The sequence below is a fragment of the Chryseobacterium sp. HMWF035 genome, assembly GCF_003094695.1.
GTDB classification, from domain to species: Bacteria; Bacteroidota; Bacteroidia; order Flavobacteriales; family Weeksellaceae; genus Chryseobacterium; species Chryseobacterium gambrini.
In genome coordinates this window covers 14,538-29,172 of record NZ_QEHP01000065.1, presented here as the reverse complement: position 1 = coordinate 29,172, position 14,635 = coordinate 14,538, and the positions used below count along the sequence as shown (strand labels likewise).

Here is a 14,635-nt window from a genome sequence, read left to right as displayed (position 1 = left end):
ATTAGCAACTCATTAGATTCAAAAAGCATTAATAAAAACATTTAAAAGGTGTTCGTTGTCACAAAATGTGACAACGAACACCTTTTAAATATAAAAAAAGACTCTTTTAATATTGAAATAGATACTAAAAGAGTCAAATTGTCATATTTTTTATTAATGGCTATTCCTTTTTAGGATTAATTTTATTCCCTTTTTTGCTAAACCTTTGGCTTAAATCCTCATATATAGGTTTAGCGGTGTTCACTCCTTTAGATGCAGCTTCTTTTACTGTACCATAATACATCATGGAAGCTACAAGAGCTTCACTTCCGGCAAGCATGATGGTATCATCTAGGTCAGAGGCTAATTGTTCGGCAAGATTTGCTAAAGGTTTAAGTCCTGTAACCACCATTTCGTCTTTCAGAAATTCAACTTTATCCATATAGGAAGGTGCAAATTCCGGATTGGTATTGATGTAGGTTTTTACTTTTTGTACCGTTGCAATAGTTTTATCGCCCATTTTAAAAAGTGCTTTTCTTTCATCATTAGTTAAACCTTGCAGAAAAGGAGCTAATAAAGTTTTACATTCTTGAAGCTTTTGATTTACATCGTCTAATACATTTTGAGGAATTTCTACGCTGATTTGATTATTTGTGCTCATTTTAAAAATTTTAATCTAAAATAATCATAAAACTAATTATACAGTAAAATTTGATATTCTTTTATCTTATGTTAAATTCTAAGTATTTAAAAATATGATGCAAATCATACAAATTTGTTTAATAAATTTGTTTAACAATTTTGTCAAAAATAAATTTTCATATAAATTTGCACAAATTTGTTTAACAAAAATGTCAAATCAAGCAAAAAAAGACCAAACACAGGAATTAATTAAGGAAACAGCAAAGAATTTATTCTTTGTGAAAGGTAAGTTTGACGCTACTACTCAGGAAATTGCAGATGAAGCCGGTGTCAACAGAACGCTTATCAATTATTATTTCCGCTCACGGGACAACCTCATCCAGATCATTTTTGATGAAGCCCAGAAAGTGGAAAAAGAAAAATCTGAGATTATTATGACCTCCGATCTTCCTCTGAAAGAAAAGATCAGCCAGTTTATTGAAGGAAGCTTATCCACAAGTCTTCAGTATCCTTATCTGGAAACCTATATCGTTTCACAGATCAATAAAGGGAACTGCCACAAAAAAGATATTGAAGAAGATGAATTGAAAAGGCTTTTTAAGGATATTGAGACAGAAATGGAATTGGGAAATATAGAAAGGATGAAACCCATTCAGTTTCTTCTGAATATGATTTCCCTGCTGGTTTTCCCAAGTGCGGTAAGACCTTTATTAATGGAAAATCTTATGATCAGCGAGGAAGAATTCGACAAGATTATTTCGGAAAGAAAAGAGATCATTTTAAATATGCTATTTAAAAACTAAAACGGTAAAGTATTTTAAGAAATGATTCGTCATTTGAAATAAAATCACTTAACAGAATAATTACATTAAAAAAATAAACGAAGTATAATATTATGAAAAAACGTGTAACTGCAAACAAGCTAAAAGTAGGAATAGCGGCTGCATTTATGATGTTCGGTTTTTCATCGGTGTCTGCACAACAGCAGGTTTCCTTGCAGGAAGCAATTAAACAGGCACTTCAGAATAAAGCGGAAGCCAAAAGGGCTGCTTTACAGATCAAAAAAGCCGAATATAAGATTGATGAGGCAAAAGCAGGAGCTTTACCACAGATTGCAGCAACAGCAGGTTTAACCTACAATCCGATCATTCAGGAATCTCTTCTTGAGTTTGGAGGCGAAAAAATCAGAGCCCAGTTTGGACAGCCATGGAACTCTACCGCTTCTGTACAGCTTCAACAGGCGATTTTCGATCAGAGAGTTTTCACCGGACTGAAGGCGGCAAAATCTACCAGAGAATTTTATGTGCTTAATGCCCAGCTTACCAACGAACAGATCATCGAAAACGTAGCATCCGCTTACTATCAGGTTTTTGTTCAGGAAGAAAATCTTAAAACCGTAGAGGCAAGCTACGCCAATACGGAAAGAGTGAGAAACGTTATTAAAAGTCTGGTAGATAACGGTCTGGCAAAATCTATTGATCTCGACAGAACCAACGTTCAGCTTACCAATATCGGATCAAACAAACAGACGTTAATCAACTCTGTTCAGTTGGCTAAAAACGCACTGAAGTTTTACATGGGAATTCCGATTGAGTCTGATATCGAGCTGGAAGAAAAAACAATTGAACCAAAACCGGAACTGGTAGCAGGAAATTTAAACCTTGATAACCGTACCGAAATTAAAGTTTTAAACAAAAACAGAGAACTTTTGGTATTCAATAAAAAAGCTACGGAAGCCTATCTGTATCCAACGGTAAACCTGGTTGCCAATTACGGTTGGGGTGCAAACGGAGCAAAATTTCCTTTAACCAACGGACTTAAGAACGGCGTTCTCTGGAGCGATTACTCTGCAATCGGATTAAATGTTAATATTCCGATTTTTACCGGAGGAGCTACAAAAGCGAAGATCAATCAGGCAGAAATTGATATTCAGGATCTGGATCTGAACATTCAGAATACACAGTTAAGCTTAAATTTAGATTATAAGAATGCCATTACCAACATAGAAAATGCTTTAATTAATATTGAAAGTATGAAAGACAACGTAGGATTGGCAGAAAGAGTTCAGAAAAATACACAATCCAACTACCAATACGGTTTAGCAACACTTACAGAAGTTCTGGATGCTGAAAATGCTTTAACGCAGGCAAAACAGAACTACGCCAATGCTTTGCTGGATTATAAACAGGCTGAAATCAAGTTAATTAAAGCAAAAGGAGAATTAAATACACTACAAAACCCGTAATAAACTATGAAAAAAACTTTAATATATATCATCGTAGCAGCTGTCCTGGTTGGTTTGGCGGCTTACAAGATTGCCGGAAATAAAGAAAAACAGACGCAGGAAGTAAAAGAAGTTGCAAAACAGGTAGATAAGATCAACGTAAACGTTGTAACGGTTTCCCGACAAAATATCGATACAGATTACAGTGCAAACGGAACATTTATTCCAAAACAGGAAATGAACCAGTCTTCTGAAATTTCAGGACGTGTGGTAAGTGTTTTGGTAAAAGAAGGTTCCAGAGTAGGAGCAGGACAGGTATTGGCAACCATTAAAAGAGATGCCATTGAAGTAGATGTTACACAGGCTCAGAATAATTTGCAGAATGCTATTGCAGACAACCAGCGTTACGAAAATGCCTTCAAAACAGGAGGAGTTACCAAACAGCAGCTTGATAATTCAAGATTACAGCTTAAAAACGCTCAGGCTGCGCTAAGAGCTCAGGGTGTGAAAGTAAATGATACAAGCATCCGTGCAGGAATCAGCGGAACCATCAATAAAAAAATGGTAGAGCCGGGAATGGTGGTTGCTCCGGGAACAGGACTTTTCGAAATCGTAAACATCAACAGCTTAAAACTTTCGGTTTTGGTTGATGAAAGCCAGATCGGGAAAATTCAGTTGGGACAGGAAGTTCCGATTAAAGTAAACGTTTTACCGGAAGATTCATTCGTGGGAAGAATTACATTTATCGCTCCTAAAAGTGATGCTTCTTTAAATTTCCCGGTTGAAATTGAAGTTCAGAACAGAGGAAACCTGAAAGCGGGTATGTACGCGACAGCAACCTTTAAAACAAACAACGGAGCAGAAACGCAGAATATGTTAACCGTTCCTGCAGAAGCCTTTGTAAACGGGGTAAGTTCCGGACAATTATTTGTTGTGCAGAACGGAGTGGCTAAACTCATCAAAGTAACCGTTGGAAAAGTATATGGCGATAAAGTTCAGGTTTTAAGCGGACTGAATGGCGGAGAACAGGTGGTTACAAGCGGACAGATCAATCTGGATAACGGATCTAAAGTAAATATCGTAAAGTAGAAGGTTTATGAAGTTAGCAGAAATATCGATTAAAAGACCTTCGTTGGTAATCGTATTGTTTACGATTCTTACGTTGGGAGGTATCCTGAGTTACACACTCATGGGATACGAATTGATTCCGAAGTTTGAAACCAATATGGTAACCATTTCTACGGTGTATCCGGGAGCTTCACCCGCAGAGGTGGAAACATCCGTTACCCGAAAAATTGAAGATGCCGTTGGTTCTTTGGAAAATGTGAAGAAAGTGGAATCTTCTTCCTATGAAAGTTTATCCGTAATTATGGTTCAGCTGAATGACGGAGCCGATGTGGATTATGCTCTGAATGATGCTCAGAGAAAGGTAAACGCCATTTTGGCAGACCTTCCGGATGATGTAGATGCACCGTCTCTTAATAAATTCTCTCTGGATGATTTGCCGATCATCACCATGAGTATTTCATCAGACAAATTAAACAATAAGGATCTTTACGACCTTTTAGATAAAAAAATTGAGCCGATTTTCTCCCGTGTAAACGGTGTTGCTCAGGTTGATCTTGTAGGTGGACAGGAAAGAGAAATTCAGGTGAATCTTGACGAGAAAAAACTGCAGGGTTACGGACTTTCCATCGGAGATGTTCAGCAGGCAATTCTCTCTTCAAACTTAGATTTCCCGACAGGTAGTCTGAAAACCAGAACCTCAAAATCTACCATCAGATTATCCGGAAAGTATAAATCTGTAGCAGAAATGAACAATCTTGTGGTTTCCAACAAAAACGGAGCACAGGTTCGTTTGTCTGATATTGCTACGGTTTTCGATTCTCAGAAAGATGTGGAGAAAGTAGCGAGATTCAACCAGTTTCCTACCATCTTAATGCAGGTTAAAAAACAATCTGATGCCAATGCGGTTGCAGTATCTGAAAGTGTTCAGAAAACCATTGAAACCGTTCAGGAAGCGTACAAAGTTCAGGGTATAAAAGTGAAAGTGGTAAACGATACTACCGACTTTACCCTTGAATCTGCGAACCACGTAATTTTCGATTTATTCTTAGCGATTATTCTGGTGGCAATTGTGATGTTATTATTCCTTCACAGCATCAGAAATGCCTTCATCGTAATGGTTTCCATTCCGGCTTCATTGGTGGCAACGTTCATCGGAATGAACTTAATGGGATATACGCTGAACTTAATGAGTTTACTGGGGCTTTCTCTGGTGGTAGGTATTCTTGTGGATGACGCGATCGTTGTACTGGAAAATATTTACCGTCACATGGAGATGGGAAAAAGTAAAATCAGGGCAGCCTACGACGGAGCTTCGGAGATCGGATTTACCGTTGCAGCGATTACTTTGGTAATTGTGGTAGTATTCTTACCAATTGCCATGAGTTCAGGTTTGGTAGCCAATATTCTGGCTCAGTTCTGTGTCACGGTAGTTATTGCGACATTGCTTTCATTATTGGCTTCATTTACCATTATTCCGTGGTTGTCTTCGAGATTTGGTAAGCTTGAGCATTTAACAGGGAAAAACTGGTTCGAAAAATTCATCCTTTGGTTTGAAGGTTTAATCGAGAAATTCACTCATTGGATCACAGGAATTCTTGAATGGTGTTTAAAAACTACATTAAGAAGAATTTCCACAGTCGTAATTACTTTTATCGTATTGATTTCTTCCTTTATGCTGGTAGCTTTCGGATTCATCGGAGGAGAATTCTTCCCGCCGATCGACAGAGGACAGTTCCTTGTTCAGATGGAATTACCGAAAGATGCAACCGTTGAAAAAACCAATCAGCTGACTTTAGATGTTGAGCGATTTTTAAGAAATGACAAAGATGTTGTAGATTTAATTACAACAGTAGGACAGCAGTCAACCGGTTTTGGGGGAGCTCAGGCGACAACCTATCAGTCGGAAGTTCAGGTAAACCTAACGGATAAATCCGAACGTTCTGAAAGTACGAACATTAAAGCTGCGAAAATAAAAAGAGCTTTAGAAGAGAAATTTACAGGAGTAGAGTTCAAAACTGCCCCAATAGGAATCATGGGTGCTGAAAATGCACCGATCGAAATGGTAGTAACCGCTCCGGATAACGCAACAGCCGTAAAAGAAGCAACGAGAATCTTAGAATTGCTGAAAAAAGTTCCGGGAGCAGTAGATGCAGAATTATCTACAGACTCAGGAAATCCTGAGGTTCAGGTAAATATAGACCGAGATAAAATGGCTTCTTTAGGCTTGAATCTTTCCAGTGTAGGACAGACGATGCAGACTGCATTCAACGGAAATACAGACGGGAAATTCAGAGCAGGAGAATATGAATATGACATCAATATCCGTTTCGGAGATGCAAACAGACAGTCTATTGATGATGTTAAAAACTTAATGTTTACAAATCCTCAGGGACAGCAGGTACGTCTTAGTCAGTTTGCTGAGGTTAAAATGGGATCAGGACCGAGTTTGCTTGAGCGTAGAGATAAATCACCTTCTGTAAAAGTAAGAGCTAAAGCAGTAGGTAGACCTGTAGGAGACGTTGCCAACGAATGGGCAAAACAGTTCATGGACAGCAAGAGCAAACCTGTAGGAGTAGATTACATCTGGAGTGGAGATATGGAAAACCAGCAGGAAGGTTTCGGTACGTTGGGAATCGCTTTATTGGCGGCTATTGTATTGGTTTACCTAGTAATGGTTTCATTGTATGATAGTTTTGTGTATCCTTTCGTGGTATTATTCTCAATTCCTCTGGCGATGATCGGGGTAATGGTAATTCTTGCCTTAACAGCAAATTCACTGAATATCTTTACGATGTTGGGGATGATCATGTTGATCGGTTTGGTTGCGAAGAACGCGATTTTGATCGTCGACTTTACCAATGCCAGAAAAGAAGCCGGAGCCAATACACACGACGCTCTGGTACAGGCGAATCATGCACGTCTTCGTCCGATCCTGATGACAACAATTGCGATGATCTTTGGGATGTTGCCGATCGCATTGGCAACAGGAGCAGGAGCGGAGATGAACAAAGGTTTGGCATGGGTAGTTATCGGTGGTTTAACATCGTCTCTATTCCTTACCTTAATTATTGTACCGGTAGTTTACTCTTTATTTGATTCAATTCTGAGAAGGATGGGCAAACATAAAAAAGTAGATTATGAAGCTCAAATGAAAGCGGATTATGAACACAGAGAACTAAGTGAAGATGGTTTTACTCCAAAACATTTAGATTAATATAACAACCTTTAATTAACCTAACCAAAAACCGTATCAGCAATGATGCGGTTTTTTTATGTCATTGCGAATAGACTGAAGACCTGCAAACGTAGTTCTGAAGCGACGAAGCAATCTTAAAAAAGAAAAGAAATATGATTGCTCATTTGCTGAGTAAAACGCCTTTACGATCGAAAAGTATATTCAATAATTTAAAAAAGACTTGTGACCCTTTTGCGTTAAAATTAAAATTTAATTGATTATCTGTTATCAATCATAATGCTTGATTTTAACGCTAAGCACGCAAAGACTTTTTATAAACAAACTGTTTTTAAGGTTCACAGAGGCGTTAAAACTTAACTGAGATCGCAGAGGTTTTTATTCTGACAAATTACGGACAATCAAAAAAATTTAATCAAATAAAAAAAGCTTCCAAAATTAATTGAAAGCTCTTATTTATTTGTAAATAGGGGATTATTCCGCCATTGCCTCACCGGCTTTTCTGTAGACGAAACTTCCGTAAATATGCCTTCTTGCAAAACGGCTCGGAGAATCGGAATTCACCATTTTGATGTAGGTATTTTTCGGAACTCCAAGATATTCGTACATATTTCCGTTCAGGTGCTGTACTTTAAGAACCGATTTTTCCAGATAAAAATCCTGAATATTAGATTTCGTAATGGTTTCGGTATATTCTTCTTTGTATTTTTCCTGCGTTTCCGGATTGATGCTTACCAGAAAATGATAGGCTTCAATCACAGATTTGCTTTTTTCTTCCGCTTCCTGCTTTCCCGCTTCATCATTGATGAATTTATCTGGATGCGTATCTTTCATCGTATTCCTGTAGATGGTTTTCAATTCCTTCAGTGTTACATTTTTATCAACTTCCAGAAGCTTTCTGTATTCGCCTAATTTTTTCATAATGGATGATCCTTATTTCGGGGTGCAAAATTAAGGTTTTATTTTCGAAAACTGTAAGTTTTTGATTATAAATAAATTAATTAAACACGTTTTCAAAATGATATTTAAGAGCATTTTTATCAGGATAACCTTCCAAAATATTTGGTAAACTAAGTATTTTATTGTGCATTTGAGCATAATAAGTGTCTGTTAAAATTTTATCACTAACTTGAATAAGATAATTTTCAGGATCTACACTTATAAGTCCTAAATCAAATAGTGTATGAATATCAGAACGCATTAAAATTCCATTTTGTATCTTATTTGTTTCAGAGCCTTTAAAGCTAAAAATATGCGCAGCTTCTAGCATATCTGTAATCTCGCAATCTGTAAAAGCACATTTGGAATTATAAATATTAAGAAGTTTATTCCTGAATTTTTTTTGTCCTCTTCTTGCATGAATTTGTATAGCAATTTTTTTTCTATCATCAATTACATTATTCATATCAAAATAATCAATTTCTCTTTCATTTACTGTAGAATTTAGATAGTCGTTGGGGTGTAAATATTGAGAAGTATTAATTAATTTTAAATTATAAAGACATAGGCTTAAGGATTTATTTATATGATTTTCTATTTCAGAATCTTTAGCCAAAGCATAATAAAATTCTTTAGGATTTTCATAAACATTATTATACTTAGTATTATAACTTCCTCCATCAATATCAATTTCAGGAATTTTTCTAGCTTGTTTTCTGATCTTTATATTTAATCCTTTAGGATTTGTCTTTGATTCTGCGCATCCTATAACAGCTCCTTTTCCAGATTTATCGAAGCATATAGCAACATAAATCCCATTAGAAACTTTTTGGTTGGGAGGAAGAATACAAATATGTGAAATATTAGGAAAGTTTGCGGCTCCTTTTGAAACTTCGATTCTTAGATCGATACCTTCGAATTTTAGATATTTTTTTTCAAGTTGTAATTTGAGATTATTCAGCGCTTTTTTAACATCATTTAGAATAGGATTATTTGTTTTGATTGCTTTGGCAGAAAATACCGGATATTTTTGTCTAAACTTACAGATTTGATTAAAATAATTAGTCATTAATTTTTTTTAACTAAACTATATTTTTTTAATCAATAAAGCAAATTGAGTTAAAATTATTAACAAAAAATACAAGAGCCTTTCGGCTCTCGTCATCTAATATTTCAATTTTTCTTTCTTCAAAAAACTTTCACTCGCTTCCCTTGAAGCCTCTACCATTGCAATCAACGCTTTTTCCGTTTCATCCCAATGACGGGTTTTCAAACCACAGTCAGGATTTACCCAAAGTTGCTGCGCTGGAATAACAGCTTGTGCTTTTTTCAGCAATTCTACCATTTCCTCTTTCGATGGAACTCTCGGCGAATGAATATCATAAACTCCCGGTCCTATTTCGTTCGGATATTTGAAATCAGCAAAAGCATTCAGCAGCTCCATCTGGCTTCTGGAACATTCAATCGTAATAACATCCGCGTCCATATCGGCAATATTCTGAATAATATCATTAAATTCCGAATAGCACATATGTGTATGAATCTGCGTCGCATCTTCCACACCGCTTGCTGAAATTCTGAAAGCTTCCACTGCCCATTGAAGATAATGCTGCCAGTCAGATTTTCTTAATGGAAGACCTTCACGAATTGCAGGTTCATCAATCTGGATAATTCTGATTCCTGCTTTTTCCAAATCATTCACTTCGTCGCGAATAGCCAGTGCAATTTGTTTACACGTTAAAGATCGCGGCTGATCATCACGCACAAAAGACCATTGAAGAATAGTTACTGGTCCCGTTAACATTCCTTTTACCCATTTTTTCGTTAGAGATTGCGCATATTCAGACCAGTAAACCGTCATCGGATTCGGTCTGTACACATCTCCGAAAATAACAGGAGGTTTAACACAACGGCTTCCGTAGCTTTGAACCCAGCCGTTTTGCGTAAACACAAATCCTGATAATTGTTCTCCGAAATATTCTACCATATCATTTCTTTCAAACTCTCCGTGAACCAGAACATCAATTCCTATTTCCTCCTGCCAACGGATCGTTCTTTCAGTTTCTTTTTTCAGTAGATCATCGTATTGTTTGGCATTCAGTTCACCCTTTTTAAATTTTGCCCTCCAGTTTCTAACTTCTTTCGTCTGTGGAAATGAGCCAATTGTAGTTGTGGGGAATAAAGGAAGGTTGAGAATATTCTGTTGAGAAATTTTTCGGATGCTGAAAGGTTTGTTTCTTTTAGCATCTTCCTCGGTAGTTACATCTACACGATCCTTCACTTCGCTGTTATGAATTAGAGGAGATGTTTTGCGGCTTTCAATGGCTTTTTTATTTTCAGCTAAAAGCAGGAGTGTGGAATAATCCGGATTTTCTGCGGCTAATTTTTTCAGGGTAACCATTTCAGAGACTTTCTGTTTAGCAAAAGCCATCCATTGTTTAATTTCGGAGGATAAAACACTTTCGTTGTTCTCCAGATCAAGATCAGAAGGGCTGTGAAGCAATGAGCAGGAAGGAGCAATTAAAATTCTCTCCGAACCTATTTTATCTGCTGCCTGTCTAATGAGGCGTAGAGATTTTTCGAAATCATTTTTCCATATATTTCTTCCGTCAATTACACCTAAAGAAAGATGCAATGTTTCCGGAATTACTTTTAAAACTTCCTCCAACTGTTCCGGACAACGAACCAGATCGAGATGCAGCACATTTACAGGAAGAGAAACAGCCAGAGAAAGATTATCTCTTAAACCTTCAAAATAAGTAGCTACAATGATTTTCAGATGAGGAAACTGTTTTCTTATTTCGGTATAAATCAGACTGTAAGTTTCTTTTGATTTTTCATCCAAATCTAATGCTAAAAATGGTTCATCAAACTGGATGTATTCTGCTCCGTGAGTTTCAAGCTCTTTAAGAATCTGAAGATAAACAGGAAGAATCTTCTGAGCCAGATCCAGCTTATTGAAACCTTCCTCTTTTTCTTTCCCAAGCAGAATGTAGGTTAGCAAACCTATGATCACCGGTTTTGCATTTATTCCCGCCTGTTTAGCATCCAAAAATTCATTGATGATTTTACGGGATAACAGCTTAAATTCCTGATTTTTATGGAATTCCGGAACAATGAAATGATAATTGGTATCAAACCATTTTGTCATTTCCATTGCAGTAATGTCCAGACCTTCTTTCTGAAAGCCCCTTGCCATGGCAAAATAGAGATCCGTTTCAGATTTTTTAAGAGCAATCTCTTCATAACGTTCAGGAATAGCGCCTAAAGTTAACGTCATATCCAAAACCTGATCGTAAAAAGAGAAATCATTACACGGAATAAGATCAATTCCTGCTTCCTGCTGAAGCTTCCAATTGTTTTGTCGGATATTTTTCCCGACGTCCAGTAATTCGTCTAAAGTGATTTTGCTCGACCAATACTGCTCGCAGGCTTTTTTGAGTTCTCGGTTGCTACCAATACGCGGATAGCCAAGAATGTGCGTTTGCATTTTCTTTAAAACTTTTAAATTAAACAATAATTAATGTGTATAAAAGTTCTTCTGATGCTTCGCAATGCTTTTGCAGAAGGAAATAGAATGGAGAGGTAAAGATACAGTAAGGACGCAATTTCCCTTTACATAAGAGAATGCTCTGAAATTTTATCGTTTTGCACAAAGCTTTTTTCTCAGCAATAAGATGAAAAATTTTTTAACTGTATCTTCTGAAACAGATGCAAAAAACAACTGCTGTATTGATGGTTGGCGAATATTTTTTCATTCTTAAAGTAAGAAATTAATATTAAAAACTTTGCAATTGAAATCAAATTAAAATTTAGATTACTACGTTCAAAAAAGTATCATCTGTCTGACCAAAAAAACTCCAAACCGCGAGAGCATTGTCAATTCGGAACAGGCAGGTCTCCTGACTTGTAACAGCTTTTATCATCCTTCCCGTTTGCACAGTGGATATACGTGGATAAAAACTTTTAGAGTATTACTTACAGTTGCGCGACAGCTCGTGATTTTCACACGATTCCCTATTAATCTACTTTACGTAAAACCTTTTCCGTTTGATGAAGTATGTAAAAGAACTGTTTTCTAAACAAATGTAGGAATTATTTGTTTATTTTTTAAGTAATTCAGAAAATTATTCTGAATGAACAGTTATTTGGATTTTTTCGAGAATGTATTTTACAATGAACTGTAGTTGCTTATCTCAATCAGATTTAAATCAGGATCTCTGAAATAAACCGATTGTATTTTTCCCAAAGCTCCGGTTCTTTCAACAATTCCTTCGATGATCTCAATATTCTTTTCCTTTAGTTCCTGTAAAACTTCATGAATATCGGTTTCGGAAATAAAACAAAGATCCGCAGAACCACAAGTGGGATATTCAGCTTTCGGTTCAAATTCTTTTCCTTTTTGATGAAGATTGATTTTCTGATTTCCAAAAGTCAGCGCTTTTCTGTTTTCTCCAAAAACAACGACTTCAAAACCAAGAATAGAGGTGTAAAAATCTACCGTTTTTTCAATGTCTGCAACTGTTAAAACGAGGTGATCTATATTTTTTATTTTCATGTTTGAATTGCAATTATTAAAGACTATTAAAAGGAATTATTTTTTCTTCAGTTAATTTTTTCTTCAGTCGATCAGCATACTGGTGCGCAAAAGTTTCTTTTTCAACTTTAGATAAAGCTGAGTAGTAATCATCGCGAATTTCTTTTGCCTCATAATCTTCATCACTTTCAAAAGGTCTTTCCACAACTTCTAAGTAATGAACATAATGCCCGAATTCATGCAGTAGAGTTCTGTACAATTGGGTATTTCTTGAAGGCTCTAAATTTAACTGAGAAATAAAACTTCTCTTATTTTGTGTAAAAATATGTCCGTCTCCTTTTAATCTTTCAAATTCTTTCTGATCTTCGATGCTTTGTTTTTTAGACCATATTAACTTTTTGTTTAAATCTATTGAGTCTAAAATTATCGCCGAAAAATATTCGTTTTCGTACTCAAAGCTGTAAACAAGTCTTCCCCAAACTGGAGAGATTATTTCCTCCTTTCTTTTCGGTTGGCGTAAAACAATAAACTTTAAATCTCCGTAATCTTCTTTAGGAATATTTTCGATTATCTTTTCAAGATCAGAAACAGAACAGGAGTGATAACAGTTTTCGCGAAGCTCTTCAATGATAAATAAAAATTCGTGTCCATTTATTATTTTAGATTCTTTTTCATGCTTACCAATTCTTTCGTAAAAAGACTTTAATGTTCCGTTAGGTGTTGAAATTTTCAATTTATTATTTTGACTGAAACCTTGATTTTCGGTTCCTATATTTCTGTTTCTTCTGGTCGCATTGTACATTTTCAGAGCGCAATTATTTTTCGAGATAATTTACATCAAACCATCCTTTATTAAACGTTACTTTTATCGTGTCATTATTCTGAAGATCAAAAATAGATTTTAAACCTTTTGAAACTCTATAGCGGTTAATTTTTTGAAGATCCTCTTTATCATGAACAGAATTTTCATTATTCAGCCAAAAAACTTTCTTTTCTTTATCATGAATTACTTCGTAAGTTTTATTGATTTCCGTATTCTTCGTTTTTGAATTGATTAAAAGCAAAGCATTATCCACCAAAGAATGGAATCCGAAATAAAATCCGCTTCCGAATATCATTAAACCCAATAAAATTAAAGGCACAGCCGAAAGCCTAATGCTTTTCCTTGAAATGAAAATAATGATTCCGGCAAGAATAGTAAAAATAAAAACCGTGTATTTCCATGAAAACTCTTTGAAATTTTTTATATCGTCGTTTAAATACAGATCTTTTACAAAGGGTTTGAGAAAAAAATCCTGCAACAAAAGAATGATAATAAAAATAATTACCAAAAAATATTTTCTGAAGAAAGCTTTTGCATTGATATTATGGTTATTAGTCATCCTTCTTACTCCGTTCTCTGGAAAATATGCGTCAGTTTGGAATTTTTAATAAAATCCTGAATGGGTGTATCTTTTGTAGCATTTTTATCCGTTAATTCAAAATAATAGATCATCAGATTCGGAAACTTCGGATCTTTGCAGACCACTTTAAAACGCTTAATCTTTTCATCGGTACTTAAAAAACTCAGTTCAGAACCGCCACTCAACTTAATATTATTGACTTCGAAAGAATCTTTCCAGTTTTTTTGAAGTTTTGCAAATCTTTTCTGCGTTCTGTCGCTGTCTTCGTTTTCAAATTTATCCACCTGAAATTCTGTCAAAAGCTGAGGATAAACCAATCCTTCTTTAAGCATCGTTTCAGTAATTTTATCAGATTGATCAAAGAAAATCGTTTTATCGTCGAATGTTGCTGTATTATCCTTCAAAACAATGGTTCCGGCAAATTTTCTGTAATTTTTTTTCTTATAATCATTTTTAAAATGTTCGGTTACCGCTTTGTCTTTCGGTCCTGCCTTTTCAGTTTTCTGCCCCAAAACATTCATGGACAGCAGCAAAGAAAGACTTAGTGAGAATATAGTTTTCATAATTTTTTTACTTCTGATATTTTCTATTAAACTGGTTTAAACTATTTAAGAATAAACCACAAAAGGCACAAAAGACAATGTTAAAGC

General features: G+C 35.6%; 12 protein-coding genes and 1 riboswitch. Of the genes, 4 read left to right on the top strand and 8 right to left on the bottom strand.

The annotated features are described in order from the left end of the window. Positions 1–160: 160 nt before the first annotated feature. On the bottom strand, positions 161–640 hold the full coding sequence (locus DD829_RS10945) for a hypothetical protein (RefSeq protein ID WP_116547733.1): 480 nt from the start codon (positions 638–640) through the stop codon (positions 161–163). A gap of 190 nt (positions 641–830) precedes the next feature. Here DD829_RS10945 and DD829_RS10940 point away from each other — a divergent pair, with 190 nt between their 5' ends. From DD829_RS10940 to DD829_RS10925, 4 genes are all read left to right on the top strand, one after another. Next, a complete protein-coding gene (locus tag DD829_RS10940) occupies positions 831–1,424 on the top strand; it encodes a TetR/AcrR family transcriptional regulator (protein ID WP_116547732.1) in 594 nt (197 codons plus the stop codon). Between the two features lie 89 nt (positions 1,425–1,513). Further along, a complete protein-coding gene (locus DD829_RS10935; protein ID WP_108409945.1) occupies positions 1,514–2,866 on the top strand; it encodes a TolC family protein in 1,353 nt (450 codons plus the stop codon). A gap of 6 nt (positions 2,867–2,872) precedes the next feature. After that, positions 2,873–3,934 carry an efflux RND transporter periplasmic adaptor subunit gene (locus DD829_RS10930; RefSeq protein WP_108409944.1) on the top strand — a complete coding sequence of 354 codons (1,062 nt, stop codon included), beginning with the start codon at positions 2,873–2,875 and terminating at the stop codon, positions 3,932–3,934. A gap of 7 nt (positions 3,935–3,941) precedes the next feature. Then, positions 3,942–7,127 carry an efflux RND transporter permease subunit gene (locus tag DD829_RS10925; protein WP_108409943.1) on the top strand — a complete coding sequence of 1,062 codons (3,186 nt, stop codon included), beginning with the start codon at positions 3,942–3,944 and terminating at the stop codon, positions 7,125–7,127. A gap of 453 nt (positions 7,128–7,580) precedes the next feature. Here the strand turns inward: DD829_RS10925 and DD829_RS10920 are convergent, their stop codons facing one another. The 7 genes from DD829_RS10920 to DD829_RS10890 form a co-directional block, all read right to left on the bottom strand. Continuing rightward, positions 7,581–8,027, bottom strand: a complete 447-nt coding sequence (locus tag DD829_RS10920; RefSeq protein WP_087710487.1) for a KTSC domain-containing protein — start codon at positions 8,025–8,027, stop codon at positions 7,581–7,583. A 76-nt stretch (positions 8,028–8,103) separates the two neighbouring features. Next, complete coding sequence (locus DD829_RS10915; RefSeq protein WP_116547731.1) at positions 8,104–9,114, bottom strand: HNH endonuclease; 1,011 nt, start codon at positions 9,112–9,114, stop codon at positions 8,104–8,106. Between the two features lie 96 nt (positions 9,115–9,210). Then, positions 9,211–11,535 (bottom strand): 5-methyltetrahydropteroyltriglutamate--homocysteine S-methyltransferase, encoded by a 2,325-nt coding sequence (gene metE / locus DD829_RS10910; RefSeq protein WP_108410567.1) that lies wholly within the window; start codon positions 11,533–11,535, stop codon positions 9,211–9,213. A gap of 384 nt (positions 11,536–11,919) precedes the next feature. Further along, a riboswitch (cobalamin riboswitch) is annotated at positions 11,920–12,105 on the bottom strand. A gap of 111 nt (positions 12,106–12,216) precedes the next feature. Then, positions 12,217–12,603 carry a VOC family protein gene (locus DD829_RS10905; RefSeq protein ID WP_108409963.1) on the bottom strand — a complete coding sequence of 129 codons (387 nt, stop codon included), beginning with the start codon at positions 12,601–12,603 and terminating at the stop codon, positions 12,217–12,219. Positions 12,604–12,619: 16 nt separating this feature from the next. Next, the gene (locus tag DD829_RS10900) at positions 12,620–13,384 is read right to left on the bottom strand and encodes a hypothetical protein (RefSeq protein ID WP_116547730.1); all 765 of its coding nucleotides are present in this window, start codon (positions 13,382–13,384) and stop codon (positions 12,620–12,622) included. A 13-nt stretch (positions 13,385–13,397) separates the two neighbouring features. Beyond that, entirely contained in the window at positions 13,398–13,964 is a 567-nt protein-coding gene (locus DD829_RS10895; protein WP_116547729.1) for a hypothetical protein, read from the bottom strand. A 5-nt stretch (positions 13,965–13,969) separates the two neighbouring features. Further along, a complete protein-coding gene (locus DD829_RS10890; RefSeq protein WP_123906847.1) occupies positions 13,970–14,548 on the bottom strand; it encodes a hypothetical protein in 579 nt (192 codons plus the stop codon). Positions 14,549–14,635: the final 87 nt, after the last annotated feature.